We start from the raw sequence: 17,953 nt of genomic DNA, 5'->3' as shown, positions 1-17,953 counted from the left end.
TATTTTTCAATGATATAAGCGGCAGTTTTTGCGATGCAAAACAAGTTTTCAAGCGGCGAAAACGCGGCGGTGCGGGAAATCGGCGTGGATTCCGCAATACGAAACGCGCTTTCGGCTGCTGGAGGCCGGACGGGCACGTAGGCCACCGCCCCACTGTCACAACCCGGCAAAACTGCCCTTCGACAATGTCTGCCACCGGGATCCCGCTCGTTTCCGGCCCACGCATGCGCCAGCCCGTGTTGCGCGGACTGGGCCGCTTCGCGTCCTCGTGCTCCTTTCACCGAGAATCCCGACCATGTCGAACCAGGACAACGCCCCCGATCAACACAACGAACCGGTCGCCGCCGTCTCGCGCCGCGGCTTCCTGAAACTCGCCGGCGTATCCGGCCTCGCCACCGCCGCCGGTGGCCTCGCGGCGGCCCGAGCCGCCGCGTCGAACCCGGACGGCACGCCCGAACAGGTCCACCTGACGTGGGGCAACGACCCGACGTCGGAAGTCGTGATCTCGTGGGCCTCGCTCGCATCGGCCGTCAATCCGCGCGCGCGCATCGTCGCCGACGGCGAGCATCCGCGCGTCGTGCACGGCGTGCAGCGCCTGTACACGGACGGCCTGAACGGCGAGACCGTGTTCGCGTACCACGCGCGCGTGCACGGCCTCAAGCCCGGCACCCGCTACCAGTACGTGCTCACGGCCGACAACGACAGCAATGCCGCGCAGCCGTTCTCCGCGCATTTCTCGACGGCGCCGCGCGGCCGCGCGCCGTTCCGCTTCACGAGCTACGGCGACCTTGCGACGCCGAACGGCGCATGGGTGCTGTCGTCGCCGCAGAGCCGCTTCGCGGTGCAGGCCGTCGAGCAGTTCCAGCCGCTGTTCCACCTGCTGAACGGCGACCTCTGCTATGCGAACCTGAACCCCGCGCACCAGCCCGAGGTGTGGCGCGACTTCGGCAACAACAACCAGACGTCGGCCGCCAATCGTCCGTGGATGCCGTGCCCCGGCAATCACGAGATCGAGTTCAACAACGGTCCGCAGGGGCTCGACTCGTATCTCGCGCGCTATACGCTGCCGGAGAACGGCACGCGCTTTCCGGGCCGCTGGTACAGCTTCCGCGTGAGCTCGGTGCTGTTCGTGTCGCTCGACGCCGACGACGTCGTGTACCAGGACGCCGCCGCGTTCGTCGGCGGCCCGAACCCGCTCGCGCCCGCGGCGAGCACCGGCCATCCGCCGATCGAGCCCGGCACGTCGTTCTACGTGCGCGGCTACAGCAACGGCGAGCAGACGCGCTGGCTCGAACACACGCTGCGTCATGCCGCGCATGACGACGACATCGACTGGATCGTCGTGCAGATGCACCAGGACGCGCTCAGTTCATCGAAGACGGGCAACGGTTCCGACAAGGGCATTCGCGAAGCATGGCTGCCGCTGTTCGACCGTTACGGCGTCGACCTCGTGCTGTGCGGCCACGATCACGACTACGAGCGCAGCTACCCGGTACGCGGCTGCAATCACCGCGCGGGCGTCGATGCGACGACCGGCGAAGTGGTCGAGACGCTGCAGCCGCGCCCGGTCGGATCGAACGACCCGGACCGCACGACGTTCGACACGAGCCATGGCACGATCCACCTGATCCTCGGCGGCGGCGGTACCAGCGCGCCGCTCGACGTATACGGCGAGAACCCGGCGACCGGCTTTGCACGGGCGAAGGTGTTCACGAAGCCGAACCGGCCGGTGCCGGGCACGGCGCCGAATACGTTCGTGCGCCAGCCGGCCGATGCGCTCGAGGATGCGATCTGGTCCGCGCGCCGCGATACGGGCACCGGCTACGGGATTGCCGTGTTCGACCACGACCCGGGCAAGCCGGGCGGGCACACGACGATCACGATGCGCTACTACCACGCGCCGGGCGCCGACCAGCACCCGACTGCCGACTACGAACTGTTCGAGACGATCGAGCTGAGCAAGAAGCGCCGCGAACGGTAAGCAGGCGGCAAGCGGGTTGCGCGGCGTCACGCGCGCAACCCGCCGGCGGGCGGCGTGGCGAATGGTTTCCGCGTGTTGCGGCAATGCGCGTCGACGGGTCGATTTCCAGACATGGAATGCGCCCCCCGATCATGCAGGCATTGATAAATAATCCATGCCGAAAAGCGAAACGACCATCCTCTTCCATTAAAAATCCTCCACACAAACACGACGGCACACCTGATAAGTCAGGCAGCTTGCTTGCCAAAAATTTCCGCGACGACAATACTCCATTGGCAGCAAATACACGGGACAGGCCAGCATTTCATGGACGACCAAACAGGAGCCGAAAATGTCTCAATCTTTTGAAATCGCACATCCCGCGGAAAGCGAGATCGTTGCTCCAGGAGCACTGCGCATCCGGGGCTCGGGCCCTGCCGACCACAAGGTTCAGGTTCGCCTCATGAAAGCGGGAAAAATCGTGACGGATGGCGAATGGAAAACAACTTATCCATCCGTCACCATTGGAGAGGATTGGAGCGTTCACGCATCGCTTATAACAAACATTCCAATCGCACCGGAAAATAAATCGGTGAATTTCAAGGTCATATAGCATTCCAATATCGGCGCGAGATGCTTCTTAACATTCGCTTGCGCGTGTCCTATGCTGACTGAAATCGAATGGAACGTGCCGTTCGTTCGATCATTTTTCATCCCTTGACCGATATCGCATACGTGCCGGCCTGCGCGCCGCGCGCGGTTCGTCGATGCGATTCATGAGCCATTCAGGAGCCGAACATGAACCGGACAACCCGGGCCGTGCTGTGGTGGCTGTGCCTTTTCATTGCGCCGCTCGTGCTGGCGACGATCGAACTGTTTCATCCCGCCGGATTCACGCATGACCCCGGCATGTTCGATTACCTGTCGAAGCCCGAATACGATCACAACCACGCCGCGCTGGCGTATTTCGGCCCCGCATGGTGGTTTGCGCTGCACATGATCCAGACGCCGTGCGTCGTGCTCGTCTGCATCGGGCTCTGGCTGCTCGTCGGCGACGATCCGGGCCCGGTCGCATGGCTCGCGCGCCTGTCGACCTTCGTTTTCCTGGTTGCCTACACGGTGCTCGACGCGGTCGGCGGCATCGGGCTGGGCCGCTTGCTGCAGATCGCCGCGCAGATGACGCCCGACCAGCACACGGCCATCGCGACGCTGCTGAACAACTTCTGGGTCGACCGCTGGACGGGCGGTGTCGGGTCGTTCATCAGCCTGACCGGGTCGTGGGCAGCGTTTTTCGCGACGGCGTTCGTCGGGCTCGAACGCTGGCTGCGCCGGCGCACGCGGGCCGCCGTGGTGCTCGGCATCATGCTTGCAGCCGCGGGATACCTGCTGCAGATCAGCCATGCCGCGATGACGGGCCCCGCCGCGTTCGCGTTGCTGACGATCACCGCGCTGGCGATGCATTTCCTTGAAAGGCGCGAAAACGCGAAAGCGCCGCAAGCGGCCGCCGACACCCTCGCCGCGCCGCCGGACACGCGCCAGCCCGAGCTGGGAGCATGAGCGCATGCGGAACACGTCGCGGATTCTCGACCCTTTGTCTGCCGGGGTCGCGGCAACGCAAGACGCGTTAGACTGTCCGCCATGGACACATGCCGTTATTGCCAGAGAATCCGCGATGAATGGGATTGCCACGGTGACGAATGCCGCCGGGCAATCGCCAAGGCGCTGCGCCGACAGCGCGCGGGCCTGCCCATGGTGCCCGATCGCATCCGCAACGAACTGCCGTCCGGCGCGCCGACCCAGCAGGTGATCGCCGTGCTGTCGCGCCAGCGCCTGCGCGCGCGCCGCGGCAACGAGGAACGGCGGGAACGCAAGGAAATCGACGACGCCGACACCGTCTGACCCGCTGCGTCACCCTGGCCGCGCCGCCTGCCCCGATCCATTGCAAAACGCGCCCCAATCATTAGGGCCGGACGGGATTTTTCTCGAAATTATTGACTTACGTGTAACTATCTTTCGCCGAAACTCGCGTTTACCCGGAATCCTCAGACGCCTACGATGTAATCAACCGCTGACGACATGGTGTCGAACGCGGAAAGCCAATAAACATCGGAGGTCATCATGAAATCGCTCGTTTCCGCAGTCGTTGCCGCTGTCGCCCTGTCCGCTTCGTTCGGCGCATTCGCCCAAAGCACCGTGACCCGCGCGCAAGTGAAGAACGAACTGGTTCAGCTCGAACAAGCCGGCTACAAGCCGAGCCAGTCGAGCCCGTACTACCCCGCCGACATCCAGGCCGCGCAAGCCCGCGTGCACGGTGCCGACAACAGCGGCTACGGTGCGCAGGCCGCACCGGTCGTCCAGGGCGGCGCCCCGGCGATCAACGCACGCAACCCGCGCGACTCGGTCTACTTCGGCCACTAAGTCCGTCGCTGCGCGCCCGGCGCGCAGCCCCGCTCCCGCGACGAGCCCGTCCGACGACGGGCTCGTCGCATTGGCGGCGCCTACGAACGCACATGCCGCGCGCCGTCCGCGCATGCGCCGGCGACCAGGTCCTGGTAGCGCACGTAAGCGCATTGCGCGGACGCCTTCGCCGCGTACATCGCCGCGTCGGCCTTGACGAGCAGTTCCTCGCCGGACGCGCCGTCGGCCGGAAACTCGCTGACGCCGATGCTCGCGCCGACGGCCATGCGCCGGTCGCCGAACTCCAGTTCTTCAGCCATCACGAGCTGGATGCGCGACGCGACGTCGCCGATCACCGCCGGTGAGCGCACGTCCGCGATCAGCACGATGAATTCGTCGCCGCCGAGCCGCGCGACCATGTCGCCGCCGCGCAGCACGAGGCTCAGCCGCTTGGCCACCGCGACGAGCGCGCGGTCGCCGGCCGAGTGCCCGTGCTGGTCGTTGATCTGCTTGAAGCGGTCGAGATCGACGAACATTATCGCGAGCCCTTCGTTCGTCGACGCCGCGTGACGGATCGCGCCGTCGAGCCGCTCCATGAACAGCATCCGGTTCGGCAGACCCGTGAGCATGTCGTGCCCGGCGAGATGGGTGAGCTCCAGCTGCTTCGCGCGCAGCATCGCGACCTGCGTGCGGATCTCGACGCGCATGCTGTCGAAACAGCGCGCGAGCACGCCGATCTCGTCGGCGCGCCCGACCGGCAGCTGCTCGGCGGCCGGATCGTCGAACACGTGCGTCGCGGCGCGCGCGAGCGTCTGCAGCGGCCGCGTGATCGCACGCGCGAACAGGATCGCGAGAATGACCGCCATCAGGCTCGACACGAGCACCATCCGGATGATCCGTTCGCCGAGCATGCCGGCCGGCGCCAGCACGTCGGCCAGCGGGCGCCCCATCCCGAGCACGACGAAGCGGTTGCCCTCGTCGTGCCCGAACGGCGTGCGCGCGAACGCGAACATCTGCCCGATCGCCTGCTCGGGATCCGCGAGGCCGTTGATCGTCGCATGCGTGCGCGCCTCGTCGAACAGTGCGCGCGTGACGGCGAAGCGGTCCTGCATCAGCACGCGCCGCCCGCGATCGAAGCCGAACGTCTGCGACGGATCGGGGTGCACGAGGAAATCGCCCCACTCGTTCGCGAGATACACGAGATAGCTTTCCGGCAGATCGCGCTCGAGCCGCGCAAACACGCGCGTCAGGTCGATGTCGATCACGAGTGCGCCGACCGTCTGGCCCGACGCGTCGACGACCGGCGTGCCCACGCGCAGGATCGGCAGCCCCTCGGCCGCGTGCGTTCCCGTTTCGTGGTTGATCACGATCGGCGACAGGTAGATATGACCCGGTGCCGTCGCGAGCGTATCGAATACGTAGGAAAACTGTCCTTTCTCCTGGAACGCGCTGTCCGGCAGCACGACGATGCCGTGCGCGTCGCGATCGACGCGAATGCGTTCGAGCCCGAAATCCCCGCGCGCGATCAGGCGGATCTGCAGGTACTCCGGGTGATTTCGCATGAAGCTGTAGAACACCTGCTCGAGCCGCAGGCGCTGCCCGTCGCCCGCCTCGTTGCCGCTCGCGACGTCCGGCGACGACGGCATCGTCGCGAGCACCAGCGCATCGTCCGCGACGTCGGACAGCACGGCGGTGAAGCGTTGCCCGAGCAGTTGCGTCGACATCAGCAGGCTGTGCTGCGCCTCCTGCACGAGCATCGCGCGGTTCGCTCGATACGCGTAATAGCCGGTCGTGCCGGACGCGATCACGCCGATGCAGGCGAACAGCACCGACAGTTTCGATGTGAGCCCGAGCCGGATCATTTTCCGAACCGCTCCGGACGGTCGCCCGACACGATGCGGCTCCACAGCGATTCGCGCCGCGCGATGTCCTCGACCGGGTGGATCCACACCAGATGCTGCCGGCCCGCGTCGAGGCCTGGCGGCGGCGCAAGCGTGTTCGCGAGGCCCTGGCGTTCGGTCAGCAGCGCGCCGATCGCCGGTTCGAGCATGTAGTTGATCCATGCGAGCGCGAGCTCGGGATGCTGCGCGCCGCGCGTGACGGCCCAGCAGTCGAGCCACGCGAGCGCGCCTTCGTCCGGGATCACGTAGCCGACGTCCGCGCCGGCGCGCCGCAGCAGTTCCACCTGCTGCGTGCCGTAGTTGCCGAACATCAGCGCCGCGCGATGCTGGACGAACAGCGCGGTCGCCTCTTCAGGAAGCGTGTAGTACGTCAGCAGGTTGCGGCGCAGGTCGATCAGCTTGTGCGCGACCGCGAGCGTCTGCGCGGGCGACAGGCGGAACGGATCGGGATAGCCGAGCGCCAGCGCCGTGAACGAAAAATTGTGCTGCGCGCTGTTGAAGTCGAGCACCTTGCCGCGGTAGCGCGGATTCCACAGCTCCCGCATCGAGCGCGGCGCGGCCGGCACCTGCTTGCGATCGTAGATCAACCCCATCGACGAATACGTGAACGGAATCCCGTATGTCACGGCGCCGCGCGTGAGCCCGCCGATGTTCGCGACGTGCTGGAAGTTCGGCAACTGTCGCCGCCGGTTCGGGATGCGCGACAGGTCGATCGGCGCGAGCAGGTTGTCGCTCGCATAGCGCTGGATCTCGGCCGTGTTTGCGGCCAGCACGTCGTACGGCGGCGGCGCCGCGCTGTGCATCCGCGTCCACAACGCTTCGTCGGAGTCGACGAACGTCACTTCGACACGAACATGGAAGCGCGTTTCGAACGCGCTGACGACATCGCTGTCCGCATAACCGGGCCATGCGAGCACGCGCAACACGCTTTCGTTTGCGGACTCCGGCGCGGCAAAGCCCGCCGGGCACGCCAACCCCAACGTCAAGATGACGAGAATCGTGCGCAACGCTACGTTGACCCCGCGCCAACCCGCGCCGATTCCCCTGAACAATCGGACTTTGTCCGCAACGCCTGGCTGCATTCGACTGTCCTTTTTCGAGTCGATGCGATAGCTTGAGCTTGCTACAAGACCATAAAAAGAATCCCCACGCAATAAGCACTCGCCGCATGCGCATTCATTTTTACGGTTTATTTCCGGGAAAATGGAATGATTCGCGATACGGACTTAATTCGATATCCTGATTCGTTGTGCCCGCAAGCGAATCACAATTGGCTGGGACAATTGCGTGCGGGATTCACGCGGATCGCATCCTTCCTATCAACATATCAATCGGCAGTGCGTGCGCGAATTGACGCTAGTTGCGAGGCAATCCTCCCCCGCACGCAAGCCAAACTCAGCGCCACGCCTGCGTGAACTCGTCGATCACGCGCGACAGATGCGCGCGCATCGCGGTGACCATGTGCAGCAGTACCGTATTCACCGTATCACCAGTGAACTCGGCGATGCGCAGATGAAATCGGCGATCAGCCGAGCCGAGCGCGGCCTGAACGCATGGCCGGCAGCCCGACAAGCTTTCCTTTTGCCAACAGCCATTGGACAATGAGCCCGCTTGCCGCACCCGGCTCCTGTCCTGTTCGATGAAACGCTACGAAACCCTCGCCCACACGATCGCCGACGACATCCGCAACGGCAACCTCGCCACCGGCACGCGCCTGCCGTCGCTGCGGCAGATCATCGCGCAGCACGGCGTGAGCCAGTCGACGGTGTTTCGCGCGTACTATCTGCTCGAACAGTGGGGGCTGATCCGCGCGCGTGAACGCTCGGGCTACTACGTCGCGCCGGGCGCCAGCCCGAGCGCGAAGCGGCGCGCCCCCCGCGCCGCCGCGACGCGCAAGGTCGACATCAGCAGCCTCGTATTCTCCGTCCTCGACGCGGCCACGCAGCCCGGCATCGTGCCGCTCGGCTCCGCGTTCCCGTCGCCCCAACTGTTTCCGCTGCCGCGCCTCGCGAAATCGCTCGCGCAGGCCACGCGGCTCGTCAGCCCGTGGAGCACGGTCGTCGACCTGCCGCCCGGCAACGAGGCGCTGCGCCAGCAGATCGCCCGGCGCTATCTCGCGACGGGCATCTCGCAGCCCATCGACGAGATCGTCGTCACGAACGGCGCGCTCGAAGCGCTGAACCTGTGCCTGATGGCCGTCACGCGGCCCGGCGACGTCGTGGCCGTCGAAGCGCCCGGCTTCTATGCGGCGCTGCAGGCCATCGAACGGCTCGACCTGCGCGCGGTCGAGATTCCCGTCGATCCGCGCACGGGCCTCGATCTCGATGCGCTCGCGATCGCGCTCGACCGGCACGACATTCGCGCGTGCTGGTTCATGACCAATTTCCAGAATCCGACCGGCGTCACGCTGCCCGCCGAAAAAAAGCGCGCGCTCGTCGAATTGCTCGCCGCGCGCGACGTGCCGCTGATCGAGGACGACGTGTACGGCGAGCTGCATTTCGGCCCCGACTATCCGCTGCCCGCGCGCGCGTTCGACCGGCACGGACTCGTGATGCACTGCAGTTCGTTCTCGAAGACGCTCGCGCCCGGCTACCGGATCGGCTGGGCCGCCGCCGGCCGGTTCGCGGAGAAGGTGCAGCGGCTCAAGCTGATGACGACGCTGTCGGCCAGCATTCCCGCGCAGGCCGGCATCGCGAACTATCTCGAGCACGGCGGCTACGACCGGCACTTGCGCAAGCTGCGCGGCGCGCTGCACACGCAGCTCGACCGGATGGACGACGCGCTGCGGCGCTGGCTGCCGGCCGGCGTCGAGTGGGTACGGCCCGAAGGCGGCTATTTTCTGTGGCTCGCGTTTCCCGACGCGATCGACGCGATGGAACTGCATCGCCAGGCGATCGCTCGCGGGATCAGTTTCGCGCCGGGGCCGCTGTTTTCGGCCGCGCATGGTTTCGAACGTTGCGTGCGCGTGAACTTCGGCCATCCGTGGAGCCGCGACATCGAACGCGCGATCCGCGTGCTCGGCGAACTGGTGGGGGAGCCGGCGGTGCGCAAGGCGGGTTGAGCGCGCCGCCATCATCATCTGCTGCGCAGATTGCACCCGCATCTGCTGCTTGTTCGCCCGCCCCGCCTTCCCTACCCTGTCTTTCCGTCGCGCAACGCCCGTCGCGCCTTCCCCAACAAGCGGCGAGCGCCCGTGCATCGCCGCTTTCCACGCATCCGACGTCAATGTATCGATATACCGTTTTCGACCGGGCGCTCGTGCACAGCCGCGCCGCCCAGTTTCGCGACCAGCTCGAACGCTGGCAGCTCGGCACGCTGAGCGAAGACGCGTTCCGGCCGCTGCGCCTGCAGAACGGCTGGTACGTGCAGCGCCACGCGCCGATGCTGCGCGTGGCCGTGCCCTACGGCGAACTGTCGAGCGCGCAGCTGCGCGTGCTCGCACGGGTCGCGCGCGACTACGATGTGCCCGACGACGCCACCTACCGGGCCGCATGCGACGCGCAGGCCTTGCTCGGCACGCAGCGCTTGCCGACCCGCAGCGCGCATTTCACGACGCGCACCAACGTGCAGTTCAACTGGATTCCGCTCGCCAGGGCCGCCGACGTGATGGACCTGCTCGCGACCGTCGACATGCATGGCATCCAGACCAGCGGCAACTGCATCCGCAATATTTCGTGCGACGAGCGCGCCGGCGTCGCGCCGGACGAGATCGCCGATCCGCGCCCGTTCGCCGAAGTGATGCGCCAGTGGACGACGCTGCACCCCGAATTCGCGTTCCTGCCGCGCAAGTTCAAGATCGCGATCACCGGGGCGGCCGAAGATCGTGCGGCGACCGACTGGCACGACGTCGGCCTCAGGCTCGTGCGCGACGACACGGGCGCACTCGGCTTTCGCGTGAGCGTCGGCGGCGGGATGGGCCGTACGCCGACGATCGCGACGCTGCTGCGCGCGTTCCTGCCCTGGCAACACGTGATGAACTACATCGAGGCGATCGTTCGCGTGTACAACCGCTACGGACGCCGCGACAACAAGTACAAGGCGCGCATCAAGATCCTCGTGAAGACAGAAGGGCAACGCTACATCGACGACGTCGAGGAAGAGTTCCGCCAGATCGTCGAACACGACGGCGGACTGCACACGATCGCCCAGGTCGAGTTCGACCGCGTCGCCGCGTGCTTCGTGCCGCCGCCGCGCGAGCCGCGCAGCGTCGACCTGCACGACGCGAACGCGCGCGTCGCCGCACATGCGCGCCGGCATCCGGCCTTCGCGCGCTGGCTCGCACGCAATGTCGCCGCTCACCGCGACCCGGCGCTGCGCATCGTCACGCTGTCGTTCAAGCGCCGCCTGCAGGCACCGGGCGACGCGTCGCCGGACCAGCTCGATGCGCTCGCCGATCTCGCCGACCGCTTCTCGGCCGGCGAGGCGCGCGTCACGCATACGCAGAACGTCGTGCTGCCGTGGGTGCATGTCGACGACCTGTTCCCGCTGTGGGAAGACGCGCGCAAGGCCGGCCTCGCGAGCGCGAACATCGGACTCCTGACGGACATGATCGCGTGCCCGGGCGGTGACTTCTGCGCACTGGCGAACGCACGCTCGATCCCGATCGCCGACGCGATCGCCGAGCGCTTCCAGGATCTCGACATGCTGCACGACGTCGGCGACATCGACCTGCACATCAGCGGCTGCATCAACTCGTGCGGCCATCATCACAGCGGCCACCTCGGCATCCTCGGCGTCGACAAGGACGGCGCCGAGTGGTACCAGGTCACGCTCGGCGGCTCGGACGGCTCGACCGCGAGCGGCCCGGCGCGGCCGGGCAAGGTGATCGGCCCGTCGTTTTCGGCGGACGAGATCGTCGATGTCGTCGACGCGATCGTCGCCACCTATCTCGACGCGCGGCGCGACGTCGGCGGCCGCAGCGAGCGGTTCATCGACACCGTCCGCCGCATCGGCATCGAACCCTTCAAGGCCGCCGCGAACGACGCGCGGCGTCTCGTCGCGAACGCATGACGAACACACGGCAAATGAACGAACCCCGGCGCATCCGGCTGCTGACGCCGGTCGAACACGATGACGAAACGCGCGACGCGACGCTGACGATCGCGAACGACGACGAGCTCGAACCGCATGCCGCGCAAATCGCGCAGGCCGCGCGCATCGACCTGCAGTTTCCGTCGTTCACCGATGGCCGTGCGTATAGCCAGGCGTACCTGCTGCGCAAGCGCTACGGCTTCGCCGGCGACCTGCGCGCGACCGGCGACGTGCTGGTCGACCAGTTGCTGCTGATGGAGCGCACCGGGTTTTCGAGCGCGGTGCTGGGCGCGGACGCCGATCCGGAAGATGCGCGGCGTCAGCTCGAGCGTTTTTCCGGGTTCTATCAGCGGGATGTGCGATCGGCAGCGCCGAATTCGCGCCGGAACGGCATGCCGAACGATTAGCCGACACGCCATACAAGCATTCGTCAGGCCAGCCCGCTCATTACCCGGCAATATCCGCGCAATCCCGCGCTCTATCCTTGCATTGCTTGACATTTCGGCTGTGTGACCTAGCTTGACTCTACGGATCAAATGCGCAGCGCCTGTCGCACGAATGGCCGCCACGACAACCACGTCTTACAAATTCATTCCACCGAGGGGACCCGCCATGGACAAGTCATCGTCTCTCGGCGTATCGAACACTGCCGCATACGCTCCGCTCCGAGACGGATCGCGCGTGCGCGTATCGCATCTGCTCGCCCCGTCAGGCTGATCCCGCTGCCTCGTTCCTGATTCGCGCCATCGAAGCAAAGCAACGCGTCCCGCCGATCGCCGTCGGTGCGTGACTTTTGCCCGCCTTCCGCACGCGGACCGCGCGCGAAAGCAGGCGCGATCACTCGCGAGCTTGCATATGGATAACTCGAACCCGTTCGAAGCACGGCCGCCGATGCGGCCACCGGTGCAAATGCGTCACTGGACGGCGCGTGGCCGCGCCGTTTCATTGGTCATCTACCTGCTTCTCATCAACGCGGCAGGTGCGTTGATCGCGACGCATGCGATCAATCAGCCGGTTTCCGAGGGGAACATCTGGGAGCGGCTGCCGGGCACGATCATCCTGGTCAGCGCGATCTCGACCGTACTGGTGGGCATGCCGCTGATTGCATTCCTGTGCCTCGGCTGGTACGCGCGCTATGACGAATTCCAGAACAGCCTCAAGAACGACGCGCTCGATGCCTACCTCAAGCGTTTCTGGTCGAAGTGGCTGCTGCAGACGATCCAGTTCGCCGAGCAACAGGAACGCAAGACGCCGACGGTGGTCGGCAATGCGGACCGCTGGAACAGATTCTCGGAATACTGGCCGGCGCTGGGCGATCGCCTGTTCGCGAACATCTATCACGAGCAGTACGGCCTGTGGGCCTTCGCACCGCCGTTTCTCATTCTGCTGGCGGTGACGTATGCGATCACGGCGATCGCGACGTGGCTGTGTACGCAGGGGGCGTGCGCGTCGTCGGACCAGGCGACCTGCGTGTTCGGACTCAGCGCCCCGCTGATCGTCTCGGCGATCGCCGGCGCGCTGATGTTCGTCGTCAGCGATTCGGTACTGAGCATCCGGCGGCGCGCACTCAACGCATCCGACGTGTACTGGTATTCGCTGCGGCTTTTCCTCGCGATCCCGCTCGCGCTCGTCGCGGAATATGCGCCGTCGGCCGGCAGCTCGCCGCATGTCGTGGTCGCGTTCACGCTGACGATCCTGCCGGTCGACCAGATCATGAAGACGGTTCGCCGGCTCGCCGCGAAAAACGTGACCGAGCTTGAAAAGAAAGAAGACCCGCCGGACGAACTGCTCAACCTGAGCGGCGTCACGAAGTCCGTGACAGCCTCGCTGCACGCGGAAGGCATCACGTCGATCGAGCAGATGGCCGCGGCCGATCCCGTCACGCTGTCGATCCGCACCGGATTTCCGTTTCGCTTCACGCTGCGGCTCGGCTCGCAAGCGATCGTGCGCCGGCATTTCGGTCCGAAAGCGTCGAACTTGCTGCCGATCGGCCTGGCGGACGTCGTGCCGATCTATCTGCTCGTGCAGGCGCTCAACGGCACGCCGCAGCCTGGCACGCCGGCCGAGCCGCCGCCCCAGGTGCCGCGGCTCGATACCCCCGAAGCCATCGTCGCGGCAGCGGCCACCCTGCTGTTTGCCAAAGCCGACCCGGCGTTGCCGCAGGAGCAGGCGGAAGCCGTCGTGAAAATGAAATTCCGCCAGATCGCGGCGGAAGAGTACACGTTGATGCTGGCCCGGATCACGCCGCTCGACCCGGCGCTCTAGCGCGCCCCGCTCCCGAACGACGGCCGGCGAAACGCGCACGCGTCCCGCCGGCATGGCAAGCGCTCAGTTGCCCGCCACCTGCTTCTTGAACGCCGCGAGAATCTTCTTCTCGAGCGCGATGTAGTCGCGGCCGAAGTGGTGATCGCCCTGCGTCTTGATCACCTGGATGCCGGTGTTCGCAAGCACCGGACACATCGTGTCCTTCTCTTCCGCGCCATAGAAGCACTGCACGAGCTGCGGCGGCACCTTCGCGATTTCCGGCGCAACCTTCAGCGCCTTGTCGCTCGCGGGCATGCCGAGCCAGCCCGTCACGCGGATCTGGAAATCGGCGGCCGGCGCGAAGCCGAGCAGCGACATCACGGCGACCTTGTCGCGCAGGTCGGCCGGCAGCCGGTTGTACGCGAACGGCATCACGTCGGCGCCGAACGAGTAGCCGACCAGCGCCACGCGATTCGCATGCCAGCGCGCCATGTAGGTGCGCATCACGCGCGCGAGATCGCGGCTCACCTGCGCCGGCGGCTTCTCGCTCCAGAAATAGCGCAGGCTGTCGATGCCGACCACCGACACGCCGTCGCGCTGCAGCGCCTCGGCGATCGTCTTGTCGAGATCGCGCCAGCCGCCGTCGCCCGAGATCACGATCGCGAGCTGGCCGTTGCCGCCCTTGGCCGGCAGCTCGACGAGCGGCAAATCCGACACGTCAAGTTCGTCGCCGCCGGTGGTGTCCCGCAGATGCGACGTGACGAGCGACACGAGCTTCGCGGAATCGCCCACGGCCGCCGTTTCGACGAAGCCCGGCATCGCGCGGCGCACGATCGTCGGATCGGGCGGGCACGGCTTGAAGCGCGGATCGAGCGTGGCCGCCGGACCGACCGATACGACGCCGGCGATCGTGTTCTCCGGCGCCATCGACAGGATCTGCTTCGCGATCGCGCCGCCCTGGCCCACGCCCGCGACGATCGGCGTGAAATAGCGCGACGATTGCGCGAGGCGTTCGAGCTGGTGGCTGACCGCTTCGGCGTCGCCGTCGAGGTGGTGGCAGGTCTCCTGCTTCGCGGCGAGATTCATCGCGTAACGCTCCGAATCGACGCCGACCGTCATCGCACCGGCTTTCGCGAGCGCATCGGCGGCCTGCTGGTCGGCCGCATTCCAGCCGGCCTCGCGCGAGAACAGCACGACGAAGCCGCGCAGCGGCCCGCCGGGTTTGGTTACGGTGACGGGCCCGTAGCGGCCGCCCGATACGGTTTCGGCCTTCACCGCGGCCGGCTGCGCGGCGCACGCGGCGCCGGCCAGCATCATTCCCGCGCAGGCGGCTGCCGCCCGCGCGATTCCCTTCTTCAACATCATGAACGCCGACCTCCAGCCAGCAATGACAGGTCCGCGAGCGTGACGAACACGCCGACCGAGCCCGAGGCCGCGAGATAACGCGGCTCCCAGTGCGGTTCGAACTTGCTCTTGAATGCGCGCAAGCCGCGGAAGTTGTAGAAGCGGCCGCCGAAGCGCCAGACCATCAGGCCGACCCGGTGCCACGGCGACGGCATCTTCGCCGCCCCCATCCCCGAGAACGGCGCGATGCCCAGGCTCAGCTTGCGGAAGCCCGCTTCCTTCAGATGCAGCGCGAGCTGCGTAAACAGATATTCCATCGCGTACGGCGATGCTTCCGGCAGGTGCCGCATCACGCCGACCGTCGCCTCGGTGTTGAGGTCCGTCGTCATGAACGTGACGAACGCGATCGGCTTGTCGGCCTGCCGCACGAGCATCACCGACTGCGTCGCCAGATAGCCGTCGTGGAACGCGGCGACCGAAAAGCTCTTCTCGCGCGCGTCGCGGCTGTCGAGCCAGCCGTCGGAGATGTCGCGCAAGGCCGGCAGCGTGGCCGGCACGTCGGGCGGTGCGATCACCTCGACCGTCAGCGCATCCTTGTCGCCACGGCGCAGCGCGTAGCGCAGGTGCGACCGGTTCGAACCCTTCAGGTCGAACTGGTCGAGCGCGATATGCGCTTCCTCGCCGAGCTTCATCAGCGTGAGCCCCGCGTCGAGATACAGCGGCAGCGCGTTGGCGCGCACCTGGTAGAACGCCGCACGACCGCTGTGCGCGTGTGCGAGCGCGATGAACTTGCCGATCAGCGCGGGCCATTCCTCGCGCGGCCCGACCGGGTCGTGCAGCGCGGCCCACGTGCGGCCGTACTTCGCGTACATCAGGAACGCCTGGCGCGATTCGGAGAACAGGAACGACTTGTCGCCCATCAGCGCGAGGCCCGCATCGCTGCATTCCTGCGCGCGGATGATCCGTTCGGCATCCGACAGGTCCTGCGCCGCGGGCTTCACGAAACGGCCGGGCGCCGGGCGCAGCAGTTGCCACAGCGCGAAAAGCGCGACGAACACGCCGGCTGCGAGCGTCGCGCGCAGCGCACGCGGCGCACGCGCATCGAACGAGAAATGCGACCACAGCTCGCGCGTGTACGGCACGTCGCGGAACGCGAAGAACAGCACCCATACGGCCAGCATCAGCACCATCGCCACCGACACGAACCAGCTCACCGTGAAGCGCTCCGCGAGCAGCGACGAATGGCGGTTGAAGCGGCGGCGGCTGACGAGCAGCAGCACCAGCAGCGTGCCGAGCACGCCGGCCTCGACGAACGCGAGGCCTTTCGCGAGCGACAGCGCGAGGCTTGCGAGCGTCAGCGCGAAGGTCATCCACCACGCACCGTCGAGGCGGCGCAGCAGCCCGCGCGCGACGAACAGCAGCGCGACGCCGAGCACGCTGCAGATCACCTGCGAGCCTTCGAGCACCCACAGCGGCACGAGGTGGCGCAGGATCGCGATCCGGTGCCAGAACGCGGGCGTCGCGCTCGAGATCACCAGCATGCTACCGACCGCGAACGTCACGAGGCTCAGGAACACCGGCGCGAGCTGCGACACGCGCACGGCCTGCCGCGTGACGAGCCGGCGGCGCAGCGCACGGCCCTCGAAACCGGCCAGCAGGCCGGCCGACAGCACGAGCGGCACGCCGAAATAGATTGCGCGATACGCGATCAGCGCGGCGACCATCGCGTGCGGGGGCACTTCGCGGCCGAGCGTGAAGACCATCGCGGCTTCGAACACGCCGATCCCGCCCGGCGTATGGCCGATCATCCCGAGCAGCAGCGCGGCGGCGTACACCGTGATGAAGGTCGGGAAGCCGACCGGCGCGGCCGGCAGCAGCACCCACAGCGTCAGGCCGGCCGCGACGACGTCGAGGACCGCATAGACGACCTGCCCGACGAGGTCTCGCCGCGCCGGCACGTCGAACGACAGCCACTTGAAGCGCGTGACGACCGGACGCGCGACGCGCCCGCACGCGGCGACCATCACCGCCATCACCGCGAGCAGCACGGCGCCGCCCCAGGTGAGCGCGCCGGGCGCGACGTGCAGCATCGCGGCGAGGGCCTCCGGCACGCAGACCATGCCGACCGCCGTCATCAACACCATGGCGAGCGCCAGCGTGCCGCTCGTGAACACCGTCATCCGGCCGATCTGCGCGGGCGTGACGCCCGACACGCCGTACACGCGTGCGCGAACCGCGCCGCCGGTCAGTGCGCCGAAGCCGGTCGCGTTACCGAGCGCCGACCCGGCGATCGCGCCGATCCACAACGCGACGCGCGGCACCTTCGCGGCGACATAGCGCAGGCCGACCGCGTCGCGGGCGACCAGCGCGAGATAGCTGAGGGCCGTCGCCGCGAGCGATGCGCCCCATTCGCCGGCAGACATGTGACGCAACTGGCGGATCACCGACCGGTAGTCGACGGATTCCGACAGGTGCTGGAAAACCACGATCAGCAGCAGGCCGATGCCGAGCGCGAGCAGCGGCGACAGCACACGCTCGTTGCGCAGCAGTGCCGAGACGCGGCCGAACATTGCCGCGGCACGGCTGGGTGAGCCAGGGTGGCGGGAAGACATAAGTTATTGGCGGTGGTGCATAGCGTGTCGCGGCGCCGGGCGGACCGGACGGCGGCGAATCTGGTTGTTCTGCATGGGCGGCCCGCCGATGTGCCGATCGGCGGCGCCTGATTCAGAAATTACAAGTATACAGAATCATTATTACAAATTCTTTCTCGCCGGATGGAGCCGCGCCGGACAGGCCGTTCTTCGGAACGCGGTATCAAGATCAGGCGATCGGCACGTGCGAGATGCGCATCATACCGGGAACCGGCGCGATTTTTTCGTCGGATGAATGACCTGCGATGCAATTGGGGAAAATCTTCCAGGCCAGCCCGCTTCCCTGAATCGTTTCGCCTTCTCCTCCAGTGAAGAAACGCGATGGCGCCATGCAATGCGCAGGGTTTTTGTACCTTGCGTTGGCACGCATATCTGCCATTCTGAATCGGACAACGGACACACTTTGACGCGGTCGGCCAGACGCG

At 66.7% G+C, this 17,953-nt stretch carries 14 protein-coding genes and 1 pseudogene; 9 read left to right on the top strand and 6 right to left on the bottom strand.

Annotated features, from left to right (window positions below; translation table 11 throughout):
* The first annotated feature begins 295 nt into the window (after positions 1–295).
* The 5 genes from WT26_RS27095 to WT26_RS27080 all read left to right on the top strand — a co-directional run bounded on the left by WT26_RS27095 (position 296) and on the right by WT26_RS27080 (position 4,378).
* Complete coding sequence (locus tag WT26_RS27095) at positions 296–1,981, top strand: purple acid phosphatase family protein (RefSeq protein WP_069274366.1); 1,686 nt, start codon at positions 296–298, stop codon at positions 1,979–1,981.
* A 331-nt stretch (positions 1,982–2,312) separates the two neighbouring features.
* Positions 2,313–2,573 (top strand): hypothetical protein, encoded by a 261-nt coding sequence (locus tag WT26_RS37660; RefSeq protein ID WP_155123228.1) that lies wholly within the window; start codon positions 2,313–2,315, stop codon positions 2,571–2,573.
* Between the two features lie 185 nt (positions 2,574–2,758).
* The gene (locus WT26_RS27090; RefSeq protein ID WP_059483830.1) at positions 2,759–3,517 is read left to right on the top strand and encodes a hypothetical protein; all 759 of its coding nucleotides are present in this window, start codon (positions 2,759–2,761) and stop codon (positions 3,515–3,517) included.
* Positions 3,518–3,598: 81 nt separating this feature from the next.
* Entirely contained in the window at positions 3,599–3,859 is a 261-nt protein-coding gene (locus WT26_RS27085) for a hypothetical protein (RefSeq protein WP_069274365.1), read from the top strand.
* A 219-nt stretch (positions 3,860–4,078) separates the two neighbouring features.
* Positions 4,079–4,378, top strand: a complete 300-nt coding sequence (locus WT26_RS27080; protein ID WP_069274364.1) for a DUF4148 domain-containing protein — start codon at positions 4,079–4,081, stop codon at positions 4,376–4,378.
* Between the two features lie 80 nt (positions 4,379–4,458).
* Here WT26_RS27080 and WT26_RS27075 read toward each other — a convergent pair whose 3' ends face one another.
* From WT26_RS27075 to WT26_RS37655, 3 genes and pseudogenes are all read right to left on the bottom strand, one after another.
* Positions 4,459–6,219 (bottom strand): GGDEF domain-containing protein, encoded by a 1,761-nt coding sequence (locus WT26_RS27075; RefSeq protein WP_069274363.1) that lies wholly within the window; start codon positions 6,217–6,219, stop codon positions 4,459–4,461.
* A complete protein-coding gene (locus tag WT26_RS27070; RefSeq protein ID WP_069274362.1) occupies positions 6,216–7,340 on the bottom strand; it encodes an ABC transporter substrate-binding protein in 1,125 nt (374 codons plus the stop codon). The genes WT26_RS27075 and WT26_RS27070 overlap by 4 nt, the downstream gene beginning before the upstream one ends.
* A 313-nt stretch (positions 7,341–7,653) precedes the next feature.
* Positions 7,654–7,806, bottom strand: a pseudogene (locus WT26_RS37655) (FadR family transcriptional regulator); the annotation flags it as partial.
* 91 nt (positions 7,807–7,897) lie between these two features.
* Here WT26_RS37655 and WT26_RS27065 point away from each other — a divergent pair.
* From WT26_RS27065 to WT26_RS27050, 4 genes are all read left to right on the top strand, one after another.
* Positions 7,898–9,319: a PLP-dependent aminotransferase family protein gene (locus tag WT26_RS27065; RefSeq protein WP_069274361.1), complete on the top strand. Its 1,422-nt coding sequence runs from the start codon at positions 7,898–7,900 to the stop codon at positions 9,317–9,319.
* Between the two features lie 164 nt (positions 9,320–9,483).
* Positions 9,484–11,268, top strand: coding sequence for a nitrite/sulfite reductase (locus WT26_RS27060; RefSeq protein WP_069274360.1), 1,785 nt, complete (start codon positions 9,484–9,486; stop codon positions 11,266–11,268).
* 14 nt (positions 11,269–11,282) lie between these two features.
* A complete protein-coding gene (locus WT26_RS27055; RefSeq protein ID WP_231130524.1) occupies positions 11,283–11,696 on the top strand; it encodes a DUF934 domain-containing protein in 414 nt (137 codons plus the stop codon).
* Positions 11,697–12,144: 448 nt separating this feature from the next.
* Entirely contained in the window at positions 12,145–13,554 is a 1,410-nt protein-coding gene (locus tag WT26_RS27050; RefSeq protein WP_069271219.1) for a hypothetical protein, read from the top strand.
* A 63-nt stretch (positions 13,555–13,617) separates the two neighbouring features.
* On the opposite strand, the gene WT26_RS27045 is transcribed toward WT26_RS27050, so the two are convergent.
* The 3 genes from WT26_RS27045 to WT26_RS37650 form a co-directional block, all read right to left on the bottom strand.
* Positions 13,618–14,898, bottom strand: a complete 1,281-nt coding sequence (locus WT26_RS27045; protein ID WP_069274358.1) for a virulence factor family protein — start codon at positions 14,896–14,898, stop codon at positions 13,618–13,620.
* Positions 14,895–17,489, bottom strand: a complete 2,595-nt coding sequence (mprF, locus tag WT26_RS27040; RefSeq protein WP_069274357.1) for a bifunctional lysylphosphatidylglycerol flippase/synthetase MprF — start codon at positions 17,487–17,489, stop codon at positions 14,895–14,897. The genes WT26_RS27045 and mprF overlap by 4 nt, the downstream gene beginning before the upstream one ends.
* A gap of 208 nt (positions 17,490–17,697) precedes the next feature.
* Positions 17,698–17,898, bottom strand: a complete 201-nt coding sequence (locus tag WT26_RS37650) for a hypothetical protein (protein ID WP_157643737.1) — start codon at positions 17,896–17,898, stop codon at positions 17,698–17,700.
* Positions 17,899–17,953 lie beyond the last annotated feature (55 nt).

This window comes from Burkholderia cepacia, assembly GCF_001718835.1.
Classification (GTDB): Bacteria; Pseudomonadota; Gammaproteobacteria; order Burkholderiales; family Burkholderiaceae; genus Burkholderia; species Burkholderia cepacia_F.
This window is presented reverse-complemented; position numbering and strand designations above follow the sequence as displayed.

Coding starts and splice junctions, on each gene's coding strand:
- WT26_RS27055 (WP_231130524.1), top strand. CDS start 11,283: ATGAACGAACCCCGGCGCATCCGGCTGCTGACGCCGGTCGAACACGAT.
- WT26_RS27070 (WP_069274362.1), bottom strand. CDS start 7,340: ATGCAGCCAGGCGTTGCGGACAAAGTCCGATTGTTCAGGGGAATCGGC.
- mprF (WP_069274357.1), bottom strand. CDS start 17,489: ATGTCTTCCCGCCACCCTGGCTCACCCAGCCGTGCCGCGGCAATGTTC.
- WT26_RS27075 (WP_069274363.1), bottom strand. CDS start 6,219: ATGATCCGGCTCGGGCTCACATCGAAACTGTCGGTGCTGTTCGCCTGC.
- WT26_RS27050 (WP_069271219.1), top strand. CDS start 12,145: ATGGATAACTCGAACCCGTTCGAAGCACGGCCGCCGATGCGGCCACCG.
- WT26_RS27085 (WP_069274365.1), top strand. CDS start 3,599: ATGGACACATGCCGTTATTGCCAGAGAATCCGCGATGAATGGGATTGC.
- WT26_RS37650 (WP_157643737.1), bottom strand. CDS start 17,898: ATGCGTGCCAACGCAAGGTACAAAAACCCTGCGCATTGCATGGCGCCA.
- WT26_RS27090 (WP_059483830.1), top strand. CDS start 2,759: ATGAACCGGACAACCCGGGCCGTGCTGTGGTGGCTGTGCCTTTTCATT.
- WT26_RS27095 (WP_069274366.1), top strand. CDS start 296: ATGTCGAACCAGGACAACGCCCCCGATCAACACAACGAACCGGTCGCC.
- WT26_RS27060 (WP_069274360.1), top strand. CDS start 9,484: ATGTATCGATATACCGTTTTCGACCGGGCGCTCGTGCACAGCCGCGCC.
- WT26_RS27065 (WP_069274361.1), top strand. CDS start 7,898: ATGAAACGCTACGAAACCCTCGCCCACACGATCGCCGACGACATCCGC.
- WT26_RS37660 (WP_155123228.1), top strand. CDS start 2,313: ATGTCTCAATCTTTTGAAATCGCACATCCCGCGGAAAGCGAGATCGTT.
- WT26_RS27045 (WP_069274358.1), bottom strand. CDS start 14,898: ATGATGTTGAAGAAGGGAATCGCGCGGGCGGCAGCCGCCTGCGCGGGA.
- WT26_RS27080 (WP_069274364.1), top strand. CDS start 4,079: ATGAAATCGCTCGTTTCCGCAGTCGTTGCCGCTGTCGCCCTGTCCGCT.